Origin of the sequence: Nesterenkonia marinintestina (assembly GCF_025420485.1) — a bacterium.
Taxonomy (GTDB): Bacteria; Actinomycetota; Actinomycetes; order Actinomycetales; family Micrococcaceae; genus Nesterenkonia; species Nesterenkonia marinintestina.
Genome location: NZ_JAOEFD010000002.1, coordinates 221,929 through 247,112, shown reverse-complemented (window position 1 = coordinate 247,112; position 25,184 = coordinate 221,929). Strand labels below are relative to the sequence as shown.

20 protein-coding genes and 1 tRNA gene are annotated in these 25,184 nt (G+C 71.8%); 5 read left to right on the top strand and 16 right to left on the bottom strand.

Going from position 1 to position 25,184, the window contains the following annotated elements:
- Positions 1-302: 302 nt before the first annotated feature.
- The 9 genes from tyrS to N7E59_RS03305 all read right to left on the bottom strand — a co-directional run bounded on the left by tyrS (position 303) and on the right by N7E59_RS03305 (position 11,729).
- Positions 303-1,628 (bottom strand): tyrosine--tRNA ligase, encoded by a 1,326-nt coding sequence (tyrS, locus tag N7E59_RS03345; RefSeq protein WP_261623495.1) that lies wholly within the window; start codon positions 1,626-1,628, stop codon positions 303-305.
- A gap of 56 nt (positions 1,629-1,684) precedes the next feature.
- Positions 1,685-3,880: a HelD family protein gene (locus tag N7E59_RS03340; protein ID WP_261623505.1), complete on the bottom strand. Its 2,196-nt coding sequence runs from the start codon at positions 3,878-3,880 to the stop codon at positions 1,685-1,687.
- Positions 3,881-4,075: 195 nt separating this feature from the next.
- Positions 4,076-4,828 carry a DNA-3-methyladenine glycosylase gene (locus N7E59_RS03335; protein ID WP_261623494.1) on the bottom strand — a complete coding sequence of 251 codons (753 nt, stop codon included), beginning with the start codon at positions 4,826-4,828 and terminating at the stop codon, positions 4,076-4,078.
- Positions 4,825-5,649, bottom strand: coding sequence for a lytic transglycosylase domain-containing protein (locus N7E59_RS03330; protein WP_261623493.1), 825 nt, complete (start codon positions 5,647-5,649; stop codon positions 4,825-4,827). The genes N7E59_RS03335 and N7E59_RS03330 overlap by 4 nt, the downstream gene beginning before the upstream one ends.
- Complete coding sequence (gene argH / locus N7E59_RS03325) at positions 5,630-7,087, bottom strand: argininosuccinate lyase (protein ID WP_261623492.1); 1,458 nt, start codon at positions 7,085-7,087, stop codon at positions 5,630-5,632. Before argH ends, N7E59_RS03330 begins: the two co-directional genes overlap by 20 nt.
- Positions 7,088-7,101: 14 nt before the next feature.
- Entirely contained in the window at positions 7,102-8,340 is a 1,239-nt protein-coding gene (locus N7E59_RS03320; RefSeq protein WP_261623491.1) for an argininosuccinate synthase, read from the bottom strand.
- A gap of 111 nt (positions 8,341-8,451) precedes the next feature.
- Positions 8,452-10,287: a selenocysteine-specific translation elongation factor gene (locus tag N7E59_RS03315; protein ID WP_261623490.1), complete on the bottom strand. Its 1,836-nt coding sequence runs from the start codon at positions 10,285-10,287 to the stop codon at positions 8,452-8,454.
- Positions 10,284-11,585 (bottom strand): L-seryl-tRNA(Sec) selenium transferase, encoded by a 1,302-nt coding sequence (selA, locus tag N7E59_RS03310; RefSeq protein WP_261623489.1) that lies wholly within the window; start codon positions 11,583-11,585, stop codon positions 10,284-10,286. Before selA ends, N7E59_RS03315 begins: the two co-directional genes overlap by 4 nt.
- Before the next feature lie 49 nt (positions 11,586-11,634).
- Positions 11,635-11,729, bottom strand: a tRNA-Sec gene (locus N7E59_RS03305).
- A 44-nt stretch (positions 11,730-11,773) separates the two neighbouring features.
- On the opposite strand from N7E59_RS03305, the gene selD reads away from it, so the two are divergent.
- Positions 11,774-12,775 carry a selenide, water dikinase SelD gene (gene selD, locus N7E59_RS03300; RefSeq protein WP_261623488.1) on the top strand — a complete coding sequence of 334 codons (1,002 nt, stop codon included), beginning with the start codon at positions 11,774-11,776 and terminating at the stop codon, positions 12,773-12,775.
- A 9-nt stretch (positions 12,776-12,784) separates the two neighbouring features.
- Here selD and nrfD read toward each other — a convergent pair whose 3' ends face one another.
- From nrfD to N7E59_RS03265, 7 genes are read right to left on the bottom strand one after another with little or no spacing between them, the layout of a single operon-like run.
- Complete coding sequence (gene nrfD / locus N7E59_RS03295; protein WP_261623487.1) at positions 12,785-13,888, bottom strand: NrfD/PsrC family molybdoenzyme membrane anchor subunit; 1,104 nt, start codon at positions 13,886-13,888, stop codon at positions 12,785-12,787.
- Positions 13,885-14,934 (bottom strand): 4Fe-4S dicluster domain-containing protein, encoded by a 1,050-nt coding sequence (locus tag N7E59_RS03290; RefSeq protein ID WP_261623486.1) that lies wholly within the window; start codon positions 14,932-14,934, stop codon positions 13,885-13,887. The genes nrfD and N7E59_RS03290 overlap by 4 nt, the downstream gene beginning before the upstream one ends.
- On the bottom strand, positions 14,931-18,272 hold the full coding sequence (gene fdh / locus N7E59_RS03285) for a formate dehydrogenase (RefSeq protein ID WP_390904993.1): 3,342 nt from the start codon (positions 18,270-18,272) through the stop codon (positions 14,931-14,933). Before fdh ends, N7E59_RS03290 begins: the two co-directional genes overlap by 4 nt.
- Positions 18,273-18,300: 28 nt before the next feature.
- A complete protein-coding gene (gene fdhD / locus N7E59_RS03280; RefSeq protein ID WP_261623485.1) occupies positions 18,301-19,173 on the bottom strand; it encodes a formate dehydrogenase accessory sulfurtransferase FdhD in 873 nt (290 codons plus the stop codon).
- A gap of 51 nt (positions 19,174-19,224) precedes the next feature.
- Positions 19,225-20,232, bottom strand: coding sequence for a molybdenum cofactor biosynthesis protein MoaE (locus N7E59_RS03275; RefSeq protein WP_261623484.1), 1,008 nt, complete (start codon positions 20,230-20,232; stop codon positions 19,225-19,227).
- The gene (gene moaC, locus N7E59_RS03270) at positions 20,229-20,747 is read right to left on the bottom strand and encodes a cyclic pyranopterin monophosphate synthase MoaC (RefSeq protein WP_261623483.1); all 519 of its coding nucleotides are present in this window, start codon (positions 20,745-20,747) and stop codon (positions 20,229-20,231) included. Before moaC ends, N7E59_RS03275 begins: the two co-directional genes overlap by 4 nt.
- Before the next feature lie 19 nt (positions 20,748-20,766).
- Positions 20,767-22,059: a molybdopterin molybdotransferase MoeA gene (locus tag N7E59_RS03265; protein ID WP_261623482.1), complete on the bottom strand. Its 1,293-nt coding sequence runs from the start codon at positions 22,057-22,059 to the stop codon at positions 20,767-20,769.
- A gap of 74 nt (positions 22,060-22,133) precedes the next feature.
- On the opposite strand from N7E59_RS03265, the gene moaA reads away from it, so the two are divergent.
- From moaA to N7E59_RS03245, 4 genes are read left to right on the top strand one after another with little or no spacing between them, the layout of a single operon-like run.
- Positions 22,134-23,249, top strand: a complete 1,116-nt coding sequence (gene moaA, locus N7E59_RS03260) for a GTP 3',8-cyclase MoaA (RefSeq protein WP_261623481.1) — start codon at positions 22,134-22,136, stop codon at positions 23,247-23,249.
- A 2-nt stretch (positions 23,250-23,251) separates the two neighbouring features.
- Positions 23,252-23,524, top strand: a complete 273-nt coding sequence (locus N7E59_RS03255) for a MoaD/ThiS family protein (protein ID WP_261623480.1) — start codon at positions 23,252-23,254, stop codon at positions 23,522-23,524.
- 1 nt (position 23,525) lies between these two features.
- Complete coding sequence (locus tag N7E59_RS03250; RefSeq protein ID WP_261623479.1) at positions 23,526-24,740, top strand: molybdopterin molybdotransferase MoeA; 1,215 nt, start codon at positions 23,526-23,528, stop codon at positions 24,738-24,740.
- A 28-nt stretch (positions 24,741-24,768) separates the two neighbouring features.
- Positions 24,769-25,164: a TOBE domain-containing protein gene (locus N7E59_RS03245; protein ID WP_261623478.1), complete on the top strand. Its 396-nt coding sequence runs from the start codon at positions 24,769-24,771 to the stop codon at positions 25,162-25,164.
- Positions 25,165-25,184 lie beyond the last annotated feature (20 nt).

The following is a 25,184-nucleotide window of genomic DNA, read 5'->3' as shown; positions in this document are numbered from 1 at the left end:
GCGCTCTCCGTGCAATCTCTGCTCGGTCTCCGCTGTCCGTGTCCAGACGGCAACTTCTCCATCTTAGCTCTGCGGCCGAACCTGTCAACTCAGCCCCTGTGGGCCGGTTCTGCGGGCTCAGCGCCTCAGAGTCGATCTGAAGGAGCTGGTCGACGATATGTCGCTCTGGGCCGAGATCCGGGACCGTCTCGGAAGACCGTTCCTGTGCCCTCGGCACGGTCATTCACTCTAGTCAGACTGCGCCGGGCGACGCAAACGTGCACGGCGTGAGCTGTACCACCACCGGTCGCCGGTGATCAGCCTCAGCCCTGGGCGACCGCGATCGCCAGGTTCCGCTTGCCCCGGCGGAGCACCAGGTACTGCCCGTGGAGCCATGAGGCGGCGGGGACCGCAGCCTCTCCGTCATCGATCTTCTCGTTGTTCACGTAGGCACCCCCGTCCTTCACCGTCCGACGGGCCTCAGACTTCGAACCCACGAGACCCGAACCCACGAGAAGGTCGACGACGGTCGTCTCCCCCGGCACCGCGTCGACGGTGCTGACTTCGGCGGCGGCCCCCCGCAGCGTCGCCTCGTCGATCTCCTCCACCGCGCCGCGTCCGAACAGCGCCTTCGACGCCTCGATCACCTGAGCGGTGACCTCCTCGCCGTGGACCAGGGAGGTCACGTCCCAGGCCAGCGCGCGCTGCGCCTCTCGGGCCTGGGGCCGCTCGACGGCGGACTCAGCGAGGTCCTCGATCTCAGCTCGGCTCCGGAAGGTGAACACCTTGAGCCTGTCGACGACGTCGGCGTCGGCGGTGTTGAGCCAGTACTGGTAGAAGGTGTACGGCGAGCACAGCTCCGAGTCGAGCCAGATGGCGTTCCCCTCTGACTTGCCCAGCTTCGTCCCGTCGGAGTTGGTGATCAGCGGGGTGCCCAGGGCATGGACCTTGGCGTTCTCCACGCGACGCACCAGCTCGGTGCCGGAGGTGATGTTCCCCCATTGGTCGGATCCGCCGAACTGGAACGTGCAGCCGTAGCGGCGGAAGAGCTGGAGGTAGTCGAAGCCCTGAAGGATCTGGTAGCTGAACTCCGTGTACGAGAGCCCGTCCTCCGAGTCCAACCGCTTGGCCACGATGTCGCGCTTGATCATGGAGCCGACGCGGAAGTACTTGCCGATGTCCCGCAGGAACTCCAGGGCGCTGATGCCCTCGGTCCAGTCCAGGTTGTTGACCATGGTCGCCGGGTTCTCCCCGTCGAAGGCGATGTAGTGCTCGATCTGTCGGCGCAGGCTCGTCGCCCACCCGCGCACGACGTCCGGGGTGTTGAGCACACGCTCGCCGGACTGTCGGGGGTCACCGATCAGGCCGGTGGAGCCGCCGACCAATGCCAGCGGACGATGTCCGGCCAGCTGGAAGCGACGCATGGTGAGCAGCTGCACCAGGTGACCCAGGTGCAGGGAGGCGGCCGTCGGATCGAAGCCGCAGTAGTAGGTGATGGGGTCTCCAGCCAGCGCCTCCTCCAGCGCGGCCTCGTCGGTGGAGTTGTGCACGAGGCCGCGCCACCTCAGCTCCTGCCAGACGTTGTCGAAGCTCGGGTCGTTGCGCTGTTCGGCCAGGGCCAGATTGGTCTCCACGGTGCTCTCGTCCATCACCTTCCGTACGTTAGCACTGCTGCGGGCGGGGCCGCCTGAGCGGCCCGAGGAGGTCAGAACCCCGGCGGCGGCTCGTCGGCGGAGAGGACGTGCAGGGCATGGGTGGGGCGGGTCAGGGCCACGTAGAGGTTCCCCACCCGGCCACCGGCCTCAGCCAGCAGCTCCGCAGGTTCCACGACCACGACGGCGTCGAACTCGAGCCCCTTGGCGTCCTCGGCGGTGAGGACCACGACGTCCTGGTCCAAGGATCCGGCGCCGGAGCCGACCCGCCCTCCGAACGCCTCGGTGAGCGCCCTCCGGGTCGTTGCGATGACCCGGTGCGGTGCGATCACCGCGACCAGACCCTCACCGATGCGGGCCCTCTCGACCGTCACCGCCTCCACCGCGGCCGCCGGGAGTCCCTCGACGGAGTCGACCCGGCGGACCACCGGATCATGGTCCCCCTCGCGCACGGTCCGAAGAGACGTGATCTGCAGTCCGTGCTCCTCGGCCACCGATTCGGCCAGGTCGACGATGCGCCGCGGAGTGCGGTAGTTGACCGTGAGCTCCTCGATGCGGAGCCGGTCCCCCACGAACGGACCCATGGCCTGCTCCCAGGTGTGCGCGGCCGAGGCGGACGCGCCCTGGGCGATGTCGCCGACGACGGTGAACGACTTCATCGGGCACCGGCGCATCAGCACGTGCCACTGCATGGGTGAGAGCTCCTGGGCCTCGTCCACCACCACATGGCCGAAGGTCCACGTGCGGTCCACCCGAGCCCGCTCGGCGGCGGTGAGACGGTCGTCGGACTCGGCGTTCAGGGCCACGACGTCCTCGGCCGAGACCACGCCGTCGATGCCGATGTCCTCGAGCTGGAAGTGGGCGTTCTCCAGGGCCTTCTCGGCGTTCTCCAGGTCCCGTCGGCGCTGGGCCTCCTGGCGGGCCTCCTCCCGGCCGGCGCTCTCGTCGAGGTCTCCGAGGAGCTCGGCGGCCTCGTCGAGCAGCGGGACGTCGGCGACGGTGAACGGCTCCCCCGCCTCACGGTGGAGGAGTCTGCGCTCCGCCTCGCTCAGCTGAGGGGCCGCGGCCGCGAGATCGGCCGGCCTGGACCACAGGTCCGCGATCAGCTGCTGGGCCGAACGCGGCATCCAGCACAGGTTCAGCAGCACTCGGACGTCCCGCGCCCCGCGGACGTCCTCGACGAGGTACGAGCGGTCCGCCTCGTTGCCCTCGGCACGCTTCGAGAGGATCCGTTCGAGCTTCTCCGCGATCTCTCGGACCATGATCTTCACGAACGTGGTGCGGGCTTCGTTGTACGGTCTTCCGGTGGCCCGGGCACGGTCCTGGGCCCGCTGGATCATCGCCGGGGTGACCGACACCTGGACGCCGTCCACGGTGACGGTCCGCGGTGCGGAGATCGCCCGGCGGCGCTGAGCCACGGCCGCGGCGACGACGTCGACCATCACCAGGCGGCCCTTCAGCTCGGCCACCGCCTGATCCGACTCCTCGACGGCACGCACCCCGGGGTAGAGCTCGGCCAGGGAGGACATGACCACGCCCGTCTCTCCCAGCGAGGGCAGCACGCGCTCGATGTAGGACATGAAGGTGGAGCCGGGGCCCACGATCAGCACTCCGGCGGACTTCAGCCTCTCTCGATGGCTGTAGAGCAGATAGGCGGCACGGTGCAGCGCCACGGCCGTCTTGCCGGTGCCGGGCCCGCCCTGGACGACCATCACCCCCGGCATCGGTGCGCGGATGATGCGGTCCTGCTCCGCCTGGATCGTCGCGACGATGTCGCCCATCCGACCGGTGCGTCGGGCGGTCAGTGCGGCGAGCAGCGCCCCGTCGCCGTGGTTCTCGGTGGTCTCCTCGAGCAGGTCGGGGTCCAGGACCTCGTCCTCGATGCCCTGGACGTCTCGGCGGCGCAGCATCAGATGCCGGCGACGCCGCACCCCCCGCCGCTCGAAGGCCGTGGCCTGATAGAAGACACCGGCCTCCGGTGCCCGCCAGTCCAGCATGAGCCGCCGACGCTCCTCGTCGATGAGGCCCAGCCGACCGATGTAGCGGCATTCCCCGGAGTCCAGGTCCAGCCGGCCGAACACCAGGCGGTCGTCGACGGCGTTGAGCTGGGCCAGGCGATCCTCGTACATCGTGGCGAAGGCGTCGCGCTCCGAGATGTTCTGCATCGTGCCCACCGCTCCGGTGCCGCGCACCCGGGCCAGCTGGGCCTCCTTCTCCCGACGCAGCGCGTCGAGACGCGAGTACAGCATCGCCACGTAGTCGCGCTCCTGCTCCACACCTGCGTCGATGCGGGGCACGACGACGCCGTCGGCCTCCTCGGCCGGTCGCAGGGCCTGTGCCCTCTCAGGGAGATGTGCTGCGCTCATCGGGAGTGCCTTCCCGGTCGGAAGCGGTGCGAGTGCGGACGGCCATCCAGTCTACCCGTGTCCGGCCGTCGGATCCGGTCACGCCGGTACGTCGCGTCCGGGGCGATAGGCGGAGACGCTGCGACGACCCGTCAGCCACCACCGCCACGGATACGCTCCGCCTCCTCCGACGCCGGAGACCCCGACCCGCCGGCCGCTGCTCACCGGACCCGGCCGTCCTGACGGCCGGCGCAGGACGAACCGTGCCGGTTCGCTGCCGCCCGCCGACCTCCGGCGCACCGGTGCGTCGGCCTCCGGATCAGCACCGGCATCGGTACCGGCATCGGCACCGGCATCGGCATCGGCATCGGCACCGGCATCGGCCTCGGTGAGCACCAGGGGCGAGGAGTCCATCTCCAAGGTGATGCCCAGCCCCTGTCCGAGGTTGCCCGGCCCGGAGAGCAGCTTCTCGCCGGTGTCCCGTCCCCGGCGGGCGACGGCGAGGTCCCGGCCGTCGAGGACCTCGGCGCCGCGCAGCAGCACACCGCCGGCGGTGCCCTCGGGCCCGCAGGCGAGGTTCAGACAGCGATGGATCCCGTAGTTGAGGTAGACGTAGGTGCGCCGCGGCGGCCCGAAGAGTGAGGCGTTGCGGGGAGTCGGGCCTCGGAACGAGTGTGCCCCGGGGTCCTCCCCCTGATCTCCGTAGGCCTCCACCTCCGTGAGGACCACGGTGACCGATCCCGGGCGGTCGCCGCCGGTGACGTCGACGGTGAGCTCGCATCCCAGCAGAGCCGGTGCGAGTGCGACGGCGTGACCGTCGAAGAGTCGGTGCAGATGTGCGGCGTCGGTCATCCCTCCTCCTGTTCTGCTTCATCCTGTTCTGCCTCAGCCGATTCCGCATCGGCGGCGTACCGGTCGGCATGCTCGGCGACGTCGACGGCATAGGGCACGGATCGGTTGTAGGCGTTGATCGCGGCGTTCCAACCCTCGTCGGTGGTCATGTCCTCACCCTGGCCGCAGAGGTAGGCGGCCGCGGTCAGCGCGGCGTCGTCGATGTGGTGGACGTCTGGGGCTCCGTCACCGGTGCCGTCCCGTGACCATTCCTCCCAGGTGGTGGGGATGAACTGCATCGGACCGACCGCCCGGTCCCACCGGTCATCGCCGTCGAGTTCGCCGCCGTCGGTGTCGGGGATCTCCATGACCCCCTCCCCGCCGTCGAGTGCGGGGCCGACGATCTCGGGCTCGGTGCGACCGTCCGACCCGATGCGGGAGCCTCCGTGCGTGCCGTGGCCGGTCTCGACCTCTCCGATGCCGGCGAGCGTGTTCCATCCGAGCCCGCAGTCCGGCCGCTCCGCGATCAGGGCCGCAGTCGCCCCGGCGTATGCGATCAGGGCCCGTTCGGGGATGCCGACGACCTCGGCGGTGCGCGTGACCCACTCGCGGTCCGCCAGCTCGGCCACCGGTGCGGCGGGCCCGTCGGCCAGCGGCTCCACCGCCGGCTCCGGGAGCTCCTGCGCCGGCGCCTCCGGTGGACGGGGCGGGTCGGGGTCCTCGTCGTCGCCGCATCCGGTGAGCGTCGTCGTCAGGACCACGGCCGCGGCGACCAGGCCGTACGAGGCCGACCGCGGACGCACCATGACCGTGGGCCGCGGCTCAGCCGACGTCGTCGGCACCGACGATGCTGCCGGGCGAGGACGCGAACCGACGCAGCGGCTCGAGTCGAGCCTTCAGCTCCGCCAGCTGCTCGGCCACCGCCGAGGGGGCCGTACCGCCGCGGGAGGAGCGCGACCGCAGCGACCCGAAGGTGTGGAGCACCTCCCGCACCGCAGGAGTCAGGTGCTCCGAGATCCCGGCCAACTCCTCATCGGTGAGGTCCCAGAGCTCGGCCTCGCGAGCCTCGGCCGCGCGGACCGCCTCTCCGGAGATCTCGTGGGCCGAGCGGAAGGGCACGCCCTGACGGACCAGCCATTCGGCGACGTCGGTGGCCAGGGCGAAGCCCTCCGGCGCCAGGCGCGCCATGGTCTCGGTGTGGAACCTCAGCGTGCCGATCATCCCTGAGACCGCCGGCAGCAGCAGCTCCAGGGTGTCGACGGCGTCGAACACCGGCTCCTTGTCCTCCTGGAGGTCCCGGTTATAGGCCAGCGGAAGCGCCTTCAGGGTGGCGAGCAGCCCGGTGAGGTCTCCGATCAGCCGGCCGGACTTGCCGCGGGCCAGCTCGGCGACGTCGGGGTTCTTCTTCTGCGGCATGATCGAGGAGCCCGTGGAGAACGCGTCGTCGAGGGTGACGAATCCGACCTCCTTGGTGGCCCAGAAGATGACCTCCTCGCTGACGCGGGAGAGGTCGACCCCGATCATGGCGGAGACCCAGGCGAACTCGGCGTAGACGTCGCGCGACGCCGTGCCGTCGATGGAGTTCCAGGCGGCCTCCTCGAACCCCAGCTCTTCGGCGACGGGCTGGGGGTCCAGTCCCAGGGAGGAGCCGGCCAGGGCCCCGGAGCCGTACGGCGAGGCCGCCGCACGGACGTCCCAGTCCTGCAGTCGCTGCAGGTCGCGGAGGAACGCCCAGCCGTGGGCCAGCAGGTGATGGCTGAGCAGCACCGGCTGCGCGTGCTGGAGGTGGGTCCGCCCGGGCATGGGGGCCTCCGGGTGGGCCTCGGCCTGGGCGATGAGCGCGTCGACCACGCCGATCAGCCGTTCGGCCACGACCCGGGCGTGGTCCCGCAGGAACATTCGGCCCATCGCGGCGATCTGATCGTTCCGGGAGCGCCCTGCGCGCAGCCGGCCGCCGAGCTCCTCGCCGGCGCGTTCGAGGAGTCCGCGCTCGAGGGCCCCGTGCACGTCTTCGTCGGAGGGCGCCGGACCGAAGTCGCCGGAGACGACGTCGGACTCCAGGCGGTCCAGGGCCTCGAGCATCCCCGTCAGCTCGGCGTCGCTGAGCAGCCGGGTGCGGTGCAGGACCCGCGCGTGGGCGCGGGATCCGGCGATGTCGTAGCGGGCGAGCCGGAAGTCGAACTGCGTGGAGCGGCTCAGCTCGGCCAGGGCGTCGGCGGGTCCGGAGCTGAAGCGCCCGCCCCACAGTGCGCCCTCGTTGGTCCCGCGGTGCTCGGTCATCTCGGCGTCCCTCCTCACTGCTCCAGCGAGTCGACGCCGGAGAGGTCGGGGCGGCCGTGGAGGCGCTGCTCCCGCTCGGATGCGACCTTCGCGGAGAGGCCGAAGATGTCGATGAACCCGCGCGCCGAGGACTGGTCGAAGGCGTCTCCGGTGTCGTAGGTCGCCAGGTTGAAGTCGTACAGGCTCGTCTCCGAGCGGCGTCCCTCGACGACGGCCGCGCCGGCGTGCAGACGCAGCCGGATCTCGCCGGAGACGTACTGCTGCGTGTCGTCGACGAAGGTGTCCAAGTTCCGCTTCAGCGGCGAGTACCACTGGCCGTCGTAGACCAGCTCGGTCCACCGCTGGTCCACCGTCTTCTTGAATCGGGCCTGCTCGCGCTCCAATGTGATGTTCTCCAGCTCCCGGTGCGCGGCGATCAGCGCCATCGCGCCCGGGGCCTCATAGATCTCGCGGGACTTGATGCCCACGAGGCGGTCCTCCACGATGTCGATCCGGCCGACTCCCTGGGCGCCGGCGCGACGGTTGAGCTCCTCGACGGCCTCCAGCGGCGTCACGGCCCGGCCGTCGATCGCGGTGGGCACACCGGCGTCGAAGGTGATGCCGACGACGTCGGGGGCGGGCGGGAAGGCGGGGTCCTCGGTGTAGTCGTAGACGTCCTTGGTGGGGCCGTTCCAGATGTCTTCGAGGAAACCGGTCTCCACGGCACGTCCCCACACGTTCTGGTCGATGGAGAACGGGTTGGACTTGGTCGTCTCGATGGGCAGTTCGTGGCGTTCCGCGAACTCGATGGCCTTGTCACGTGTGAGGGCGAGGTCCCGCACCGGAGCGATGCACTTCAGCTCCGGCCCGAGGGTCTGGATGCCGACCTCGAAGCGGACCTGGTCGTTGCCCTTGCCCGTGCATCCGTGGGCGACGGTGGAGGCGCCGAACTGCTGGGCGGCGGCGACGAGGTGCTTGGTGATCACCGGACGGGAGATCGCCGAGACCAACGGGTAGGCGTCCATGTAGAGCGCATTGGCCTTCAGCGCCGGCATGCAGTACTGTTCGGCGAACTCGTCGCGCGCGTCGGCCACATAGGCTTCGACGGCGCCGCAGTCCAGCGCCCGCTGACGCACCGTCTCGAGGGACTCGCCGCCCTGTCCGACGTCGACGGCGACGGCGACGACCTCGGAGCCTGTGGCTTCGGCGATCCAGCCGATGGCCACAGAGGTGTCGAGGCCGCCGGAGTAGGCCAGCACGATACGGTCAGTCATCGTTTGCGCTCCTTGGGAGGGGGTCGGGGCTCAGCCGACAGTCTACATATTTATACGTACTGCTGCATACTGCGCGGACGGTGTGCGCACCGCATCGACACTATCGCGGAATCAGCGCACCACAGTCCGTCGTCCGGCATCGATCCTCCGCGTCCAGCCGCGTCCGTCGAGATGCTCCAACAGGGGGATCGCCACTCGTCGCGTGGTGCCCAGCGCCTCGCGCGCCCGGCCGGCCGTGAACTCCGGCTCCAGGGAGCTCAGCACCCGCATCGCCCGCGCCGGTGCGTCCGGGAGCAGGACGACCTCGCCGGGCAGGCGCAGCACCCGGCCGCGCGCCTCGGCCGCCGCCAGCTCGCGCCGACCGAGGCCCAGCCCACGGAGCTCGTCCGCCTCGGGAGCCCGGAAGGGATCCTGCCGCAGACGACGCTCGAGCATCTGCATCGCAGCCTCCGCGTCCCCGAGGTCCCGACGGAGCGCGGTGCGCAGCCGACCCGCATGCTCCTGCACCTCCGCGGCGACGACCACGGCGTCGAGGACCGCCGGCTCCCTGCGCGCGCACTCCGGAAGCCCGAGCAGGTCCAGTGCCGCACCCCGGGTGATCCCGTCGGTGAGCGGCTCCCCGGACTCCGCCTCGACGACCTTCCGGCGCAGGGTCGTCGCCCACGCCTGCACAGCATCGGCGTCGACGAACAGATCTGCGATGCGCCGCACCGACTCCGCCCCGGGATCAGCGGTCCGGGACCCGACCACTCCGAAACGGACCAGGGCGTCGACGGAGACGGCGCCGCGCCGACGCACCTCGGCGGCGAGATCGCCGCCGGGCGGTCGACCCCGAAGAGTCCGGGCGCGGGCGGATGCGGCTCCGCGCCTGGTCAGCTCCGGAGGGTCGACGTCCATGACCCGCACACCGGCACGGACTCCTCCGCCGCCGGGATCCACGAGCACCGCCGCGTCGTCCAGCCGCAGCGGAAGCCGACGGGACAGTCGCAGCCGTGCATGGTCGCCGTCCAGCGCCCGCACCCGCACCGGCACGGCCGCCGTCCCCACGAACATGCTCAGGTGCTCGCCCACCTGGTCGACGGGCAGGCCCGAGGCCCGGCGGACGTCGACGGTCTCGGTGAGGTGCCATCGCTCGGGGGCGAGCAGCACATCGCCGCGTCCCAGGTCCTCGGCGGCCAGACCCCTCAGGTTGAGCGCGACCCGGCTCCAGGCGCCCACCTCGGCGACGTCCTCGTCGTGCCGTCGGATTCCTCGGACGTCGACCTGCCGATCGGCCTGTCGTCCGACCAGCCGGAGTCGGTCGCCCCCGGCGATCCGCCCGGCACCCAGGCTTCCGGTGACCACGGTGCCGGCGCCGGAGATGCTGAAGGCGCGATCGATCCACAGCCTGACCGGAGCATCGTCGTCCCCGTCCGGGCGATCTTCCCCGGCGGCTCCGGAGGACACCTGCAGCCCGTCGAGCCGGGCCCGGAGCTCGTCGAGCCCGTCGCCGGTGGTCGAGGAGACCGCGACGATCGGCGCCTCCGCCAGCCCCGTCGGGGCGAACTCCGCCCGCACGCGCCGCCGCACCTCGTCCACGGCGTCAGGGGCGAGGTCACAGCGAGAGATGACCAGGACCCCGGTCCCGATGCCCAGCGCAGCGATCGCGTCACGGTGGTCGTCGGACTGCCGCTGCCACCCCTGGTCGGCGGCCACCACGAAGCAGACCGCCGGTGCCGCGGCCAGTCCGGCCAGCGCATTGTCCAGGAAGCGTTCGTGCCCGGGGACGTCGACGAAGGCCACGTCCCGCCCGGAGGGCAGGCGGGTGGCCGCGAATCCGAGATCGATGGTCAGGCCCCGGCGGCGCTCCTCCTCCCAGCGGTCCGGCTCGACGCCGGTCAGCGCACGCACCAGCGCGGACTTGCCGTGGTCGACGTGTCCTGCGGTGGCGACGAGGAGACGCCTCACCGGATCGCCTCCAGCGCCGTGCGAGCGGCGGACAGGACCTCGTCGTCGCGGTCCTCGGGGACGCATCGCAGGTCGATCAGACACCATCCGTCGGTGAGCCTCGGCAGCACGGCCGGGTCTCCTGTGCGCAGCGGAGCGGCGGCCGCTTCGGGCAGGGCCGCGGCGACGCCGGGCAGCGGAACACCTGCTCCCCCTCCCCCTCCAACACGTCCGTCATGTTCGACGACCGTGACGTCGAGGGCCCGGGCGAGCCGTTCCGACCGACGCAGCAGATCGTCGCGGGACACGTGCAGCGCCGTCCCTACCGGAGTCTCGTCGGCGTGCAGGGTGGCCTCGAGAGCCGCCAGCGTCAGCTTGTCGGCACGTACGGCCCGGGCCAGCGGGTGCCGCGCCAGCTGCGCCACCGCCTCGGCGCGGCCGAGGACGATGCCGGCCTGCGGTCCGCCGAGCAGCTTGTCCCCGCTGGCGATGACGACGTCCGCGCCGGCGCGCAGCACGGCGTCGAAGTCCGGCTCCTCGGGCAGCAGCGGATCGGCGTCGAAGAGGCCGCTGCCGATGTCGACCACCAGGGGCGCTCCGTGCGAGGCGGCGAGGCCGCTCAGCTCCGCGACCTCGACCTCGGCGGTGAATCCCTCCACCCGGAAGTTGCTGGGGTGGACCTTCAGCAGACATCCGGTCCGCGGCCCGAGGGCGGCGGAGTAGTCCGACAGGTGCGTCCGGTTGGTGGTGCCGACCTCTCGCAGGCGGGCTCCGGTGGAGGCGATGAGGTCGGGCAGGCGGAATCCTGCACCGATCTCGATGAGTTCGCCGCGGCTGACGACGACCTCGGCGTCGCCGGCGAGTGCGGTGGTGGCCAGCACCAGGGCGGCGGCCCCGTTGTTGACGACCAGGGCGTCCTCGGCCGCCGGACAGCGCTGCAGCAGGGCCGCCCGTGCGGCCTCGCCGCGCCTGGCGCGGGAGCCGGTGGTCAGATCCATCTCGACGTCGACGTAGCCCCCGGCCTCTGTCAGGGCTCGGACGGCGGACTCCGCGAGCGGTGCCCGACCGAGGTTGGTGTGGATGACGACTCCGGTGGCGTTGAGCACGGGCCGCAGCGAGGAGGGGCGGCGTCCGGCGAGCAGCTCCAGCAGCCGCTGCTCGACCGCCTCAGGAGCGATCTCACCTCGTCGCGCAGTCTCCTGGACGCCTCTGATCATGCCTCGCACGACCGTGCGCCCCAGCGACCGCTCGGCCGCGCGCACCGGCTCCAGTGCGGCGAGGACGTCGGTGCGCGGGATGCGTCGGCGCGGGTCCTCCATCCGACCCTCCTCACCCTGGAGTCGACGGCGTCGACGGTGTCGGCGACGTTGGCGGAGGCGGACGGGAATCGAACCCGCCAGACCGAGGTGCTCGGTCTCACCGGTTTTGAAGACCGGGGGGCCCACCAGGACCCGTACGCCTCCGCCCGCAATGTACCACCGGCACCGGCGGCTCCTATACTCGACCCATGTCACACGCCTCCCCCCACCCAGAGTCCGTCCGACTCACGGACACCGCCCACGGAGGCGGCTGCGCCTGCAAGATCCCCCCGGGCGAGCTGGAACAGGTCGTCGCCGGACTCGGGCCGCAGACCTCCGGGGACGTCATCGTCGGACTCGACGACGGCGACGACGCCGCCGCGGTCCGGGTGCGCGGCGACTTGGCGGTGCTCTCCACCGCGGACTTCTTCACCCCGGTGGTCGACGACCCCTTCGACTGGGGTCGGATCGCCGCGGCGAACGCCCTGTCCGACATCTATGCGATGGGGGGCACACCCACGGTCGCGCTGAATCTGGTGGGCTGGCCCCGCGAGGTCCTGCCCCTGGAGATGCTCACCGAGGTGCTGCGCGGCGGCGTCGATGTGGCCTCCCGCGTCGGCTGCCCCGTGATCGGGGGTCACACGGTGGACGACCCCGAGCCGAAGTACGGCATGGCGGTGACCGGCACCGCGCACCCGGATCGACTGCTGCGCAACGACGCCGCGGCCCCCGGACTGCCGCTGACCCTGACCAAGCCGCTGGGGCTGGGGGTGCTCAACAACCGGCACAAGTCCACAGGCGAGGTCTTCGCCGAGGCGGTGGAGGTGATGACCGCGCTGAACGCCGAGGCCTCCGCCGAGGCCGTGCAGGCCGGACTGCGGGCCGCCACCGACGTCACCGGCTTCGGGCTCCTGGGACACCTGCACAAGATGTGCCGGGCCTCCGGCGTCGGAGCGGTGGTCGACCGAGCCTCGGTCCCCCTGCTGGACGGAGCCGAGCGGTCGCTGACCGAGGGCTTCGTCCCCGGCGGGTCGAGGCGCAATCTGGACTGGGTCCGCCCGCATGTCCGCCCGGGGCCGGGCACCTCCGAGGAGGACCTGCTGCTGCTCGCCGATGCGCAGACCTCGGGCGGACTGCTGGTGGTCGGCGAGCTGCCGGGGCACCCCGTCGTCGGCGAGACCACCGCGGAGCCGGGGATCGCGATCCGCTGATCGGCCGGTTCAGCCGACCGTGGTGATGGAGTCACCGGTGATGCCGGCGGCTCGTCGTGCGGCCAGGCGGGCCTTCTGAGGTTCGATGGTGTGCTTCGGGTCCTTCGCGGAATCCAGCCCGGCGTCGAGCACGCCGAAACGGGTCAGGGCTGAGGCGGTGACCAGTGCGAGGCCGGAGAGCACCGCCGTCGGGCGCCACCGGCCGCCGAGGACGGTGCCGACTCCTCCGGCGATCGCGAGCCGCTCGGCCCACTTCACCATCGTTCCCGGTGCGCCCTCCTCCAGCGGCTCGAGCTCCATGGGGTGCATGGAGGCCTTCATCCGCTCCATGGCGACGACGTCGACGACGACGCCGAGGCAGGCCAGGACCCGCCCGGGACCGGCCTCACGGACCGGAGAGGTGATCATGGCCGCCCCGCCGGAGGCCAGGCCCGCCGAGCCGACGAAGACGTAGGGCAGGTGGTGCCGGGAGGCGTACCAGGTGGGTATGGCCGTGTTCGACAGCAGCACCCCGGTGTAGGAGGCCAGCGGTGCACCCAGCACCGCCGCCCCCAGCCCTGCGGGGCCCTCCGCGGCGTGCAGGAGCCGGCGCAGGGGTCCCAGGGGCAGCCGCCCGCCGGTCACCCGGTCGGCCTCGGCCGCCGCGGCGACTCCGGCCCCGGCGCCGAAGCCGGAAAGGATCCATGTGCCGAGGCTCATCGGCGAGGTGACCTTCACGGTGCGCAGCATGTAGAGGAACCGTTCCGGCCGACCGAGGTCGGCGATCAGCGCGACCGTACCCCCGGCGAGCGCCGTCGCCGCGGTGAGCCGGGCGCTGCGTCGCAGCCGAGTCCGTCCGGTGAGCTGGGCCCCTGCGGCCAGGAGGGCCGAGCCTCCGGCGAGTCCCCCGAGGAACAGGTAGGCACCGATCTCGTGGCCCCAGGGCGGAGCCTTGACCACCTGTCGACCGTAGTAGGACGAGAACTGCGGATCCTCGACCATCGTCATCTCGCGGGAGCCGTCGGCTCCGCCGCCGCGTCCGCGGCGTCCGCCCCGGCGTCGGCGGTCCCGACGGCGCCCGAAGGCGCGGCCGGACTCCTCCGGACGGTAGCTGTCGAACTCGGAGGTCGTCATCGGCGGCTCCCCAGGAAGGCCGCGGCGACGCCGGCGAGCATGCCGGCGGCGGCGAGGCCGGCGGCGGCGTACATCTGCGGCAGATCCTTGGTGGCCACCCGGGGGTCGGGCGGGAGCCCGTAGACCTCAGGCTCGTCGAGGAGGAGGAAGACCGACCCGATGCCGCCGACGCCGTCGTCGGGGTTCGCGCCGTAGAGGCGCGCCTCGGTCATCCCCCGGTCGTGGAGCTCTCGGACCCTCGCCTCGGCGGTCTCGACCATGTCCTCATGGTCCCCGTACTTGATGGAGGTGGTCGGGCAGGTCTTGGCGCACGCCGGCGTCTCCCCGACGACCATGCGGTCGTAGCAGAGGGTGCACTTGTTCGCCGTGCCCTGGTGCGGGATGTCCTGCTCCACGCGCTGGGCACCCTCGCGCTCAGCCTTGGGGTGGACGGTGCCGTCGTCGCGGCGCTCGATCACCCCGAAGGGGCAGCCGGCCACGCAGGTGCCGCATCCGTTGCAGACGTCGGCCTGGACGACCACGGTGCCGAATTCGGTGCGGAAGAGGGCCCCGGTCGGGCAGACGTCGAGACAGCCGGCGTGGGTGCAGTGCTTGCACACGTCCGAGGACATCAGCCACCGGAACTCGTCGGTGTCCGGCGGAGTGAGGTCCATCTGTTCGCCGCCCTCCAGGGCGGCCAGGAGGTCGGGAGGCTCGGCGGCGCCGCCGGCGGAGGGAGCGGACTCGGGAGGTCCGACCCCGGGCATGCCGAGGCTGACGAGCTGTCGGCCGGACTCGCGGGCCGCGGTGATCCGGTCCCGGTCCTGTTCGACGAAGGCGACGTGGCGCCAGGTGTTGGCCCCCAGCGCCCCGGTGTTGTCGTACGAGGACTCCAGGAGTTCGAAGGAGCCGTCCGTCGGGTTCCGGTTCCACTCCTTGCACGCGACCTCGCAGGCCTTGCAGCCGATGCAGATGGAGGTGTCGGTGAAGAAGCCCTTGCGAGGCTGGGCCTGGTCCTCCCAGTGCAGCTCGGCGCTGGGGTCCTCCCAGGCGGCGGTCCGGCTCATCGCTGATCCTCCCTCGGCGTCCGCTTCCGGTGGTCCCCGGCGTCCTGCTCTGCGCGCAGGGCGTGGGACTCGCCCGCCTCGGCGGGGTCGCCCTCCTGCGGGTGCGCCTCGTCGAGGGGCGTCTCGGTGCCCTCGCGCACTCCGGGTGCGCTGATGCGTCTCGCCTCAGCCTCCACGGAGGCGCCGGAGCGTTCGATGTACTCGTCCACCAGCCGCTGAGCCTCGGCGCCGCGGGGGCGGCGGCCGGGGATGATGTCGCAGGATCCGGTCTTGGAGTCCTGGATCTGCACGTTGGGGTCGAGGCTGATGCCGATCAGGTCGTTGGCCGAGTCGCCGGTGATCACGGCCTCCCGTCCGACCGCCCAGTGGTACGGCAGGCCGATCTGGTGGACCGTGTTCCCGGCGACGGTCAGCGGCATCATCCGTCGGGTGATCAGGACGCGGGCTTCGATGACGGCCCGCGGCGAGACCAGTGTGGCCCAGCCGTAGGGCTCGAGGCCCCGTTCTGCGGCCAGCTGGGGCGAGACCTCGCAGAACATCTCGGGCTGGAGCTCGGAGAGGTAGGGCAGCCACCGGCTCATGCCGCCGGCCGTGTGGTGTTCGGTGAGCCGATAGGTGGTGAACACGTACGGGTAGACCCCGGCGCCGGCATGGCCGGCGCTGGGTGCGCTGAGGTTGTCGTCCCGGGCGAAGGTGATCCGGGAGGGGCTCTGCTGCTGCGGATACAGCGGATTCTCCACCGGCGACTCCTGCGCCTCGTAGTGGGTGGGGAGCGGCCCGTCGATCATCCCGGTCGGGGCGAACAGCCACGCCTTGCCGTCGGGCTGCATGATGAAGGCGTCGGTCCCGGTGAGCGCCTCCGGTCCGCCCAGGCTGCGGTCCGGCACGGCGTCCGGGGCCCGGTCCGCGGGGAAGTCGGAGACGTCCTTCCCGGACCACTTGCCAGCCTCGGCGTCCCACCACATGTACTTCTTGCGTTCGCTCCAGGGCTGACCCTCGGCATCGGCCGACGCTCGGTTGTAGAGGATGCGGCGGTTCGCCGGCCACGCCCACGCCCACTCGGAGGCGACCTCGTCCTGCTCCCGTCCCGGCTTCCGCCGTGCGGCATGGTTGACGCCGTCGGCGTAGATCCCCGAGTAGATCCAGCAGCCGCCGGAGGTGGAGCCGTCGGCGCGCATCTGGGTGAAGGCCGAGAGCGGCTCACCCGCGGCCTCACCGGTGAGGTGTCGACCGTTGATCTCGGCCAGCACCGACTCCGGGTCGGGCTCGCCGTCCTCGTCCACCGGATAGTCCCAGGTGAGGTCCAGCAGGGGACGGTCTCGGGGATCGCCGGAGTCGGCGAGCCGCTCACGGATGCGCAGCCCGAGGTCGTGGAAGAACTGCAGCTCGGAGGTGGCGTCGTCCGGCGGGTGGACCGCCTGGTGCCTCCATTGGACCATCCGCTGAGTCTGGGTGAAGCTGCCGGCCTTCTCCGTGTGGTTGGCCGCCGGCATGAAGAACACCTCGGTGTCGATGTCCTCGGTGCGCATCTCCCCGGACTCGATCTCGGGGCCGTCCTTCCACCACGTCGCCGACTCGATGAGGGAGAAGTCCCGGACCACGAGCCACTTCAGATGGGACATGCCGCGGCGCTGCATGCGTCCGTTGGCCGAGCCGACCGCGGGGTTCTGGCCGAGGATGAAGAAGCCGTCGACCTCGTCGTCGAGCATGCGCATCACGGTCTGGTAGGTCCCGTGCGGTCCGGTCAGTCGGGGCAGGTTGTCATAGGCGAAGTCGTTGTCCTCGGTGGCCGCGTCGCCCCACCAGGCCTTGAGCAGGCTGACGGTGTAGGCGTCGGCGTTGGCCCAGAAGCCCTTCTGGTCCTTGGTGCCGACCGAGTCCAGGTAGTCCTCGAGGGTGTCATGGACCCCGGCCTTGGGCATGGGCAGGTATCCGGGGAGCAGGTTGAACAGCGTCGGGATGTCCGTGGAGCCCTGGATGGTGGCGTGGCCGCGCAGGGCCATGATGCCGCCTCCGGGACGACCCATGTTGCCCAGCAGCAGCTGCAGGATCGAGGCGGTGCGGATGTACTGCGCGCCCTGTGAGTGCTGGGTCCAGCCCACGGCATAGGCGAAGCAGGTGGTGCGTTCGCGTCCGGAGTTCTCCGTGACGGTGTCGGCCAGGAAGGCGAAGTCCTCGGCTGAGATTCCGCAGGCTTCGGTCACCATCTCCGGGGTGTAGCGCGCGTAGTGCCGCCGCAGGATCTGGAAGACGCAGTTCGGGTGCTGCAGGGTGGGGTCCTGCTGGGACTCCTCCCCCGGCTCCGCGGGCTCGCCGCTGCCGTCGGCCTTCGCGTACGCCCAGGAGGCGGGGTCGTAGGCCCCGGTCTCGGCGTCGAAGCCGGAGAACAGGCCTTCGAGGTCCTCCGGGTCGCCGTAGGCGTCGTTGATGACGGTGGCGGCGTTGGTGAAGGCCTTCACGTATTCGTCGAACCAGAGGCCGTTGCTCAGCACATGGTTGATCAGTGCACCGAGCAGCACGATGTCCGAGCCGGCGCGGATCGGCACGTGACGATCTGCGACCGCCGTGGTCCGGGTGAAGCGCGGGTCCACGTGGATGACCCTGGCGCCGCGCGCCTTCGCCTCAGCGACCCACTGGAACCCGACCGGATGGCACTCGGCCATGTTCGAGCCCTGGATGACGATGCAGTCTGCGTTTCCCATGTCCTGCAGGGACTGGGTGGCGCCGCCGCGCCCGAACGAGGCTCCCAGACTGGGAACCGTGGCGGAGTGTCATATGCGGGCCTGGTTCTCGATCTGCACCGATCCCGCCGCGGTGAAGAGCTTCTTGATCAGATAGTTCTCTTCGTTGTCGAGGGTGGCCCCGCCGAGGGAGGCGATGCCCATGGTCCGGTTCAGGGGGCGCCCGGCCTCGTCGACGTCCTCCCAGTGGTTGCGGCGGGCCTCGAGGAACCGGTCTGCGATCATGTCCATGGCGGTGTCGAGGTCGAGGGACTGCCAGTCCTTCGCCTTCGGCGCCCGGTAGAGGACGGTGGTCTGCCGTCCCGTCGAGTTCACCAGCTGCTCGCTGGCCGCGCCCTTGGGGCAGAGGCGTCCGCGGGAGACCGGGGAGTCCGGGTCGCCCTCGATCTGGATGACCTTGTCATCCTTGGCATAGACCAGCTGTCCGCAGCCGACGGCGCAGTAGGGGCAGACGCTCTGGGCGACCCTGTCCGCGTCCTCGGTGCGCGGACGCATCGTCCGGGTGCGTTCTGAGGTGACCGACGGCCCGCGTCCGGTCGCATCGCCCGTGCGGAACTGCCGCAGCACGGGCCATTCGAGCGGGGTGAAGCGAGCCATGCGGTCAGCCTAGCACGCGTGGACTGCGTCACACTGAGGGTTGGTCGTGGCTCTGACCTGCACCGATGATGCGTCCGGGGCGGCTGTAGACATTGCACGTCCTCCCCCTGTTGAAGCCGACCACGGTGATGCCCAGCTCTTCGCCGACCTCGACGGCCGACGACGAGGGGGCGCTGACCGCCGAGAGCAGCGGGGCGCCGGCCATGGCGAGCTTCTGCACGAGTTCGAAGGAGGCCCGGGCCGAGACCTGGACGACGCAGTCCTCGAGGGGAGGCAGACCGTCGAGCAGGGCCCGGCCGAGCAGCTTGTCCATCGCATTGTGACGACCGACGTCCTCCCGGGCGCAGATCAGCACAGGTTCGTCGGGACCCGTCATCCGGAAGAGGGCCGCGGCGTGGGTCCCCCCGGTGGCGTCGAAGATCCGCTGTTCGGCCCGCAGCCGGTCGGGCAGCGTCAGGAGCGCCTCCGACGTGATCAGGCCGCGATCGGCCGTGTGGTGGCAGACCGGGTGGTGCGAGGCCTTGCGCACCGCGTCCAGCGATGCGGTGCCGCAGATCCCGCAGGCCGAGGACGTGTACACCTGTCGGCCGGGGGCCTGCCGCCGAGCCTCGGGGCCGAGCCGGACCTCGGCCACGTTGTAGTTCCGGGAGCCGTCCGGGTCCAGGCCGGAGGCGAAGTCGATGCTGCGCACCGCGGAGGCGCGGTCGATGATCCCCTCGGAGAGCAGGAAGCCGTGGACCAGCTCGACGTCGTGGCCGGGGGTCCGCATCGCCACGGCGAAGTCGTCGCCGTCCAGCCGGATCTCCAGCGGCTCCTCACCGGCCAGTCGGTCGGCGCGCGCATCGATCTGCCCCGCGGCGTCGAATCGGCGGATCCTCGTCCGCGCGGTCAGCCGTCCCATACGGCGCCCATCAGCTCGGCGCCCACCAGTCCGGTCGTCACAGGCCGGTCCTCACAGTCCGATCCAGTCGTGGCCGCCCGCCGCATAGTGCTGCTGCTTCCAGATGGGAACCTCGGCCTTGACGGCGTCGACCACCGCCGCGCAGCAGGCGAACGCCTCACCCCGGTGGGCCGCGGCTACGGCGACCACCAGCGCCTCGTCGCCGACCTCGAGCTCGCCGGTACGGTGGGCGCACCAGATCCGCGCCTCCGGATGGTCCGCGGCCACCGCCGCCACGGTCTCGGCCAGGATCTCCTCGGCGGCCGGGTGTGCGGTGTAGGTGAGGCCCTCGACGTCGTCACGTCCCGAGTCGTGGTCGCGGATGACGCCGCGGAAGGTCACCGCGGCCCCGGTCTGCGCCGTGGTGACCGCGTGCTCGGCGGCCTGTGCGTCCAGACGGTCACCGGTGACCCGCGCTGCGACGACCCCGGGGCCGGAGGACGGGACGACCTCCCCGGCGGGAGTGCGACGGTGATCGTCCGGGTGGTCGCGGACGTCTTCGATCTGTGCCTGGATGTGATGCAGCAGCGGGTCGAGCACCTGCATGCCGTCCCGTGCCCCGCCCGGGGACCCCGGCAGGTTGACGACGAAGGTCCGGCCCCGCACCCCGGCCACGCCCCGGCTCATGCCGGCCTCGGGGAGGTGCTGGAGCCCATGGGCCCACAGCGAGTGCATGATCCCCGGGGACTGCTTCTCGAGCAGCGGCGCGGTGGCCTCCGGTGTGGCGTCGTCGGGGTTGATGCCGGTGCCGCCGGAGGTGATGACGAATCGGGGACGCTCGGCGTCCGGCAGGGTGACGAGGAGTCTGGTGAGCTCCTCGGCGACCGGCGCGCCGTCGGCGACGACCACCGGCTCGCCGCACTCGTAGCCGTGTCCGCTGAGCCAGGCCACCAGCTCCGGTCCCACCGTGTCCGAGGCACGGCCTCGTGCGGCGGCGGTGGAGGCGATGACCACGGCGGCCCGCCGACCTGCTCCGAAGTCGGAGCGGCGTCTGGGGGTGTGATCCTGCGTCGAGCTCACCCGCGGCTCCAGTCTCCTGAAGCGCCCCCGGACTTGGTCACCACACGGGTCGCGGTGATCTCCGCGGCACGGTCGAGCGCCTTGATCATGTCGTAGAGCGTCAGTGCGGCGACGGACGCGGCCGTCAGCGCCTCCATCTCGACGCCGGTGCGACCGGTGGTGCGCACTTCGGCGGAGATCCGCACGGCGTCCGGCTCCTGCTCGGGGCCGGCGGGCGCGAAGTCGACGGTGACTCCGCTGATCGGCAGCGGGTGGCACAGCGGCACGAGCTCCGGCGTCCGCTTCGCCCCCATGATCCCGGCCACGCGCGCGACCGCCAGCGCGTCGCCCTTGGGGAGTCCGCCCGTCAGGATCTGCGCGACGACGTCGGGGCGTGTGTGCAGGGTCGACTCGGCGGCGGCCCGGCGGGCGGTGACGTCCTTGTCGCCGACGTCGACCATGTGGGCGGAACCGTCCTCGCGCACATGGGTCAGGCCTGCGTGACGCGGCGGAACGGCGTCTTCTGTGGTGCTCATGCGTCTCAGCGGTGTCCTCTCACAGGTCTCGTACCGTCACTGTAGTGCCTGGCGGCAGCTCCTCGTCCCCGGCCGGAAGGCGGATCAGCACGTCGGCGCGCGAGGCTCCGGCCAACAGGTGAGAACCGGTGCCCTCGAAGGCCACCACCTCCGACGGGCCGACGTCTCCGGCCCCCCGCGGAGTGCACCTCCCGCGACGGATCTGGTCCTTCTCCGCCGCCGGTCGTGCCGCTCGTCCCAGCCTGGCGGACCTCCAGCGGTGGGGTCGGGGCAGCCCCCAGGCCTCGGCCAGGGCATCGACGAGCAGCGCCTCGCAGCTGACCCAGGTGGAGACCGGGTTCCCCGGCAGCGACACCACCGCCGCCGGGGGGCGGCCGTCGACGCCGACGGTCCCCAACCCTTGGGGGCCGCCGGGCTGCATCGCGAGGGTGCCGATGCTCATCTCGGCCTCGGGCATCGATGCCAGGCTCTGCCGGACGACCTCGTACCGTCCGGCGGAGATCCCACCCGAAGTGACGACCAGATCTGGGCCGTGCAGCGCCAGGTCGGCGCGCAGACGCGCTGCGAACCTCCCCTCGGAGTCGTCGACGATCCGGACCGCGACCACCTCGAGCCCGCGGGCGGCGAGCCACCCGCTGAGCAGACCCCCGTTGGCGTCGTAGACCTGACCCGGACCGATCTCGGATCCCGGCGGGACGACCTCATCCCCTCCGACCAGCACCATGGCGCGGGGGCGCGCGACGACCTCCGTCTCGGTGAGTCCGAGGGAGGCCAGCACACCGATCCCGGCGGCGGTGAGTCGCGCTCCGGCGGACAGGACCTCGTCCCCGACGTCGACGTCGCTCCCACGACGCCGCACATAGGTCCCGGCACCGGTCCGAGGAACCTCGACGGAGTCGGGCCCGGCTCCGGCGGGGTCGAAGCGCTCGGCGTCCGTGGCCTCCACCGGGACGACCGCGTCCGCGCCCTCCGGCAGGGGAGCACCGGTCATGATCGGAGCCGCGCACCGAGGGGGGAGCGCCTCGGGCAGCCCGCCTGCGGGTACGGGATCCGTGGTGCGCAGGACTCCCGGTGTCTCGGCGGCCCGCACGGCGAACCCGTCCATCTGCGAGTCGTCGAAGCGCGGCAGCGGGACCTCGGCCCGGACCGCACGGGCGGTGAGCCGTCCCAGGGCGTCCGCCGTCGGCACGACCTCTGTGCGGCCGTGCGCCGACGGCCCACCCGTGGCTAGCAGCAGCTCGGTCATCGCCCGGCGATGGGCGTCGAGGCTCCGGCGACGGAAGCCGGACCCGCCTCGGTCGTGTGCAGTCATGACCCCCACGGTAGCGACAACCGCCGCCCTGTGTCCGCATCATGGAAGTTTCTTCTCATTGATAGACTCTCTGTATGGCTGTACGGCTGGGAATCCCCACGGTGCGCGACGCCTCCGCCCAGGAGGCCGCCGCGGCTCTGGCGCGGCGCGCCGCAGGAGCCCCGACCTCCGGCGGCCTCGTCGACACGTTCGGCCGCCTCGGCTCTGACCTGCGGATCTCCCTGACCGACAAGTGCAACCTGCGCTGCACCTACTGCATGCCGGCCGAAGGCATGCAGTGGATGCCGCAGTCCTCGCTCCTCACACCCGCGGAGGTCCGTCGGCTGGTCTCGATCGCGGTCTCCGACCTCGGCGTCCGCGAGCTGAGGCTCACCGGGGGCGAGCCTCTGGTGCGTCCGGATCTGGAGGACATCATCTCCGGGGTCCGGGCCGACCACCCGCGGCTGCCGATCTCGATCACCACCAACGCCGTGGGACTCGACCGCCGCGCCGCGGACCTCGTCTCCGCCGGCCTGGACCGGATCAACGTCTCCCTCGACACCGTGGATGCGGAGACGTACCGCGAGATGGCCCGCCGCGACCGGCTCGCGCCCGTGCTGCGCGGCATCGACGCCGCCTGGCGGGCCGGACTGCGTCCGGTGAAGGTCAACGCCGTGCTGATGCGCGGGGTCAACGACGACCAGGCCGACGAGCTGCTGGCGTTCTGCCTGGAACGGGGCCTGGAGCTGCGCTTCATCGAGCAGATGCCGCTCGACGGAGACCACGGCTGGACCCGCGACGGCATGGTCACCGCAGTCGAGATCCGCGAGCGCATCGGCTCACGCTGGCGACTCGAACCCGACGACGTCCCGCGCGACGGTGCTCCCGCGCAGCGGTGGATCGTCCGTGACCCCGACTCCGACGTGCGGCTCGGCCGGGTGGGGATCATCGCATCGGTCACCGAGCCGTTCTGCGGCGACTGCACCCGGACGCGCCTCACGGCCGAGGGACGCATCCGCACCTGCCTCTTCTCGCACGAGGAGTTCGACCTGCTGAGCCTGCTGCGGGCCGGACACTCCGACGCCGAACTCGCCCAGGTGTGGCGGCAGGCCACCTGGCTCAAGCCGGCCGCCCACGGCATGGACGCCCCCGGGCTCGGCGGAGCCGACTACGTCCAGCCCGACCGTTCCATGTCGGCGATCGGAGGATGACGGTGGGCGGACGTCTGACCGTGCGCTACTTCGCGGCCGCCGCCGCCGCGGCGGGGACCGAGGTCGAGGAGCTCGAGGTCGAGGGACCGGTGGACCGGGACGCCCTCTTCGCGAGGCTGGCCGAGCGTCATCCCACCGCACCCGAGGGAGAACCGCCTCTGGAGCTCGTCCTGCGCCGCAGCAGCTGCCTGGTCTCCGGGCGTCGGCTCGCGCAGGGCCGCACCGTCTCCCCCGGCGACACCGTGGACGTCCTGCCCCCCTTCTCCGGGGGCTGAGGTGCCGGAGGAGCCGACCTGGGACGAAGCCATGGCGCTGGCCTCCGGTCTGGGCGGTCCCCAGCCGGCACGGCTCACACCCCTGGTCCGGGCCGCAGGCTGCACCGCCGCGCACGACGTCCGTGCGCCGCGACCGATCCCCCACTACGACTCCTCCGCCATGGACGGCTACGTCGTCTCGGGACCCGGCCCGTGGCGGCTGGACGCCGTCGTCGCGGACGGACGGGAGGACCACGCCGCCTCCGGCGCTCGCCCGCTCCACCAGGGGGCCGCCCGTCCGGTGCTGACCGGGGGTCTGATCCCCGAGGGCGCGGACGGAGTCGTCCGACAGGAGTACCTCGACGTGCGCGGCGGACGCATCCGCCTCGAGGCCCCCGACTCCGAGGCCGCGCGGCGCGAGCTGTCCCCCGGCCGTCACATCCGCACTGCGGGCTGCGAAGCGCCGGAGGGTGCCCTGATGGTCTCCGCCGGCACGGTGCTCACGCCGGCCCACATCTCCTACCTGACCGTCGCAGGATTCGACGACGTCCCCGTCGCGGCCCCTCCGCGGGTCACAGTGCTGACCACCGGAGACGAGGTGATCTCCCAGGGGGTGCCTGAGCCCGGCCAGGTCCGGGACAGCTTCACTCCGGTTCTGCCGACCGTCCTGCGCAGCCTGGGTGCCGAGCCGATCGCCGTGCATCGGCTGTCCGATGCGGCCTCCGCCCTCGAAGGTGCCCTGCACGAGGCCGTGGAGGTCTCCGACCTGGTGATCACCACCGCGGGGACCGGGAGGTCGGAGGCCGACTCGGTCCGACGTCTCCTGACCCTGGAGGCGGAGCCGGTGATCGACGGGATCGCGATGCGTCCCGGGCACCCCACCATGGCGTCTCGGATACGGTCCTCCGCCGGGCGTGCTGTGCCGGTCGCCGCCCTGCCGGGGAACCCGCTGGCGGCCATGGTGGCTCTGCGGATCGTCGTGCAGCCCGCGATCGAGGCCATGCTGGGACGTGGGCCGGCGCCGTCCGAGTCGGCGCGCCTCGCCGAGCCGACGCCGCCCTCGCCCTCCGACCGTCTGGTGCCGGGGCTCCGCGGCGCGGACGGCGTATGGCGCACGGCGCACTCCACCGGGGCGCACATGCTGCGCGGACTGGCCGGCTCCGACGGTCTGCTGGTGCTGCCGCGCGCAGGTCTGGCCGCACAGGACCCCACACCCGTGCTGGACCTACCCTGGTGAGACCACCCGCCGGTGAGAGGAGCAGGACATGAGGCACTTCCGTGTGGCCCAGGCGGCCGCGTTCCTGGGAGTCAGCGACGACACGCTGCGCCGCTGGATCGGTGCGGGTCGGCTGAGCTCCACCGTCGACGCGTCGGGCCGAACGGTCGTCGAGGGGGCGGAGCTGGCGGCGCTGGTCCGAGAATCGGCGGCCAGCCCCGAGGATCCCGCGGCCCACCCCTCCTCCGCCCGCAACCGCTTCGTCGGCCTCGTCACGCGGGTCACCGTCGACGGCGTCATGGCCCAGGTGGACATCCAGGCCGGGCCGCACCGTGTGGTGTCCCTGCTCTCCGCGGAGGCCGTCGAGGAGCTCGGCCTGGCCCCCGGAGAGCTCGCCACCGCGACCGTGAAGGCCACGCACGTCGTGGTGGAGACGCCGCGCTGATACAGATCCGCATCTGCGGC

What these genes read in the sequence shown, in the direction of transcription:
- tyrS (WP_261623495.1), bottom strand. Translation starts at nt 1,628, where the DNA reads ATGGACGAGAGCACCGTGGAGACCAATCTGGCCCTGGCCGAACAGCGC.
- N7E59_RS03340 (WP_261623505.1), bottom strand. Translation starts at nt 3,880, where the DNA reads ATGCTGTACTCGCGTCTCGACGCGCTGCGTCGGGAGAAGGAGGCCCAG.
- N7E59_RS03335 (WP_261623494.1), bottom strand. Translation starts at nt 4,828, where the DNA reads ATGACCGACGCCGCACATCTGCACCGACTCTTCGACGGTCACGCCGTC.
- argH (WP_261623492.1), bottom strand. Translation starts at nt 7,087, where the DNA reads ATGACCGAGCACCGCGGGACCAACGAGGGCGCACTGTGGGGCGGGCGC.
- N7E59_RS03320 (WP_261623491.1), bottom strand. Translation starts at nt 8,340, where the DNA reads ATGACTGACCGTATCGTGCTGGCCTACTCCGGCGGCCTCGACACCTCT.
- selA (WP_261623489.1), bottom strand. Translation starts at nt 11,585, where the DNA reads ATGGAGGACCCGCGCCGACGCATCCCGCGCACCGACGTCCTCGCCGCA.
- selD (WP_261623488.1), top strand. Translation starts at nt 11,774, where the DNA reads ATGTCACACGCCTCCCCCCACCCAGAGTCCGTCCGACTCACGGACACC.
- nrfD (WP_261623487.1), bottom strand. Translation starts at nt 13,888, where the DNA reads ATGACGACCTCCGAGTTCGACAGCTACCGTCCGGAGGAGTCCGGCCGC.
- N7E59_RS03290 (WP_261623486.1), bottom strand. Translation starts at nt 14,934, where the DNA reads ATGAGCCGGACCGCCGCCTGGGAGGACCCCAGCGCCGAGCTGCACTGG.
- fdhD (WP_261623485.1), bottom strand. Translation starts at nt 19,173, where the DNA reads ATGGGACGGCTGACCGCGCGGACGAGGATCCGCCGATTCGACGCCGCG.
- moaC (WP_261623483.1), bottom strand. Translation starts at nt 20,747, where the DNA reads ATGAGCACCACAGAAGACGCCGTTCCGCCGCGTCACGCAGGCCTGACC.
- N7E59_RS03265 (WP_261623482.1), bottom strand. Translation starts at nt 22,059, where the DNA reads ATGACTGCACACGACCGAGGCGGGTCCGGCTTCCGTCGCCGGAGCCTC.
- moaA (WP_261623481.1), top strand. Translation starts at nt 22,134, where the DNA reads ATGGCTGTACGGCTGGGAATCCCCACGGTGCGCGACGCCTCCGCCCAG.
- N7E59_RS03245 (WP_261623478.1), top strand. Translation starts at nt 24,769, where the DNA reads ATGAGGCACTTCCGTGTGGCCCAGGCGGCCGCGTTCCTGGGAGTCAGC.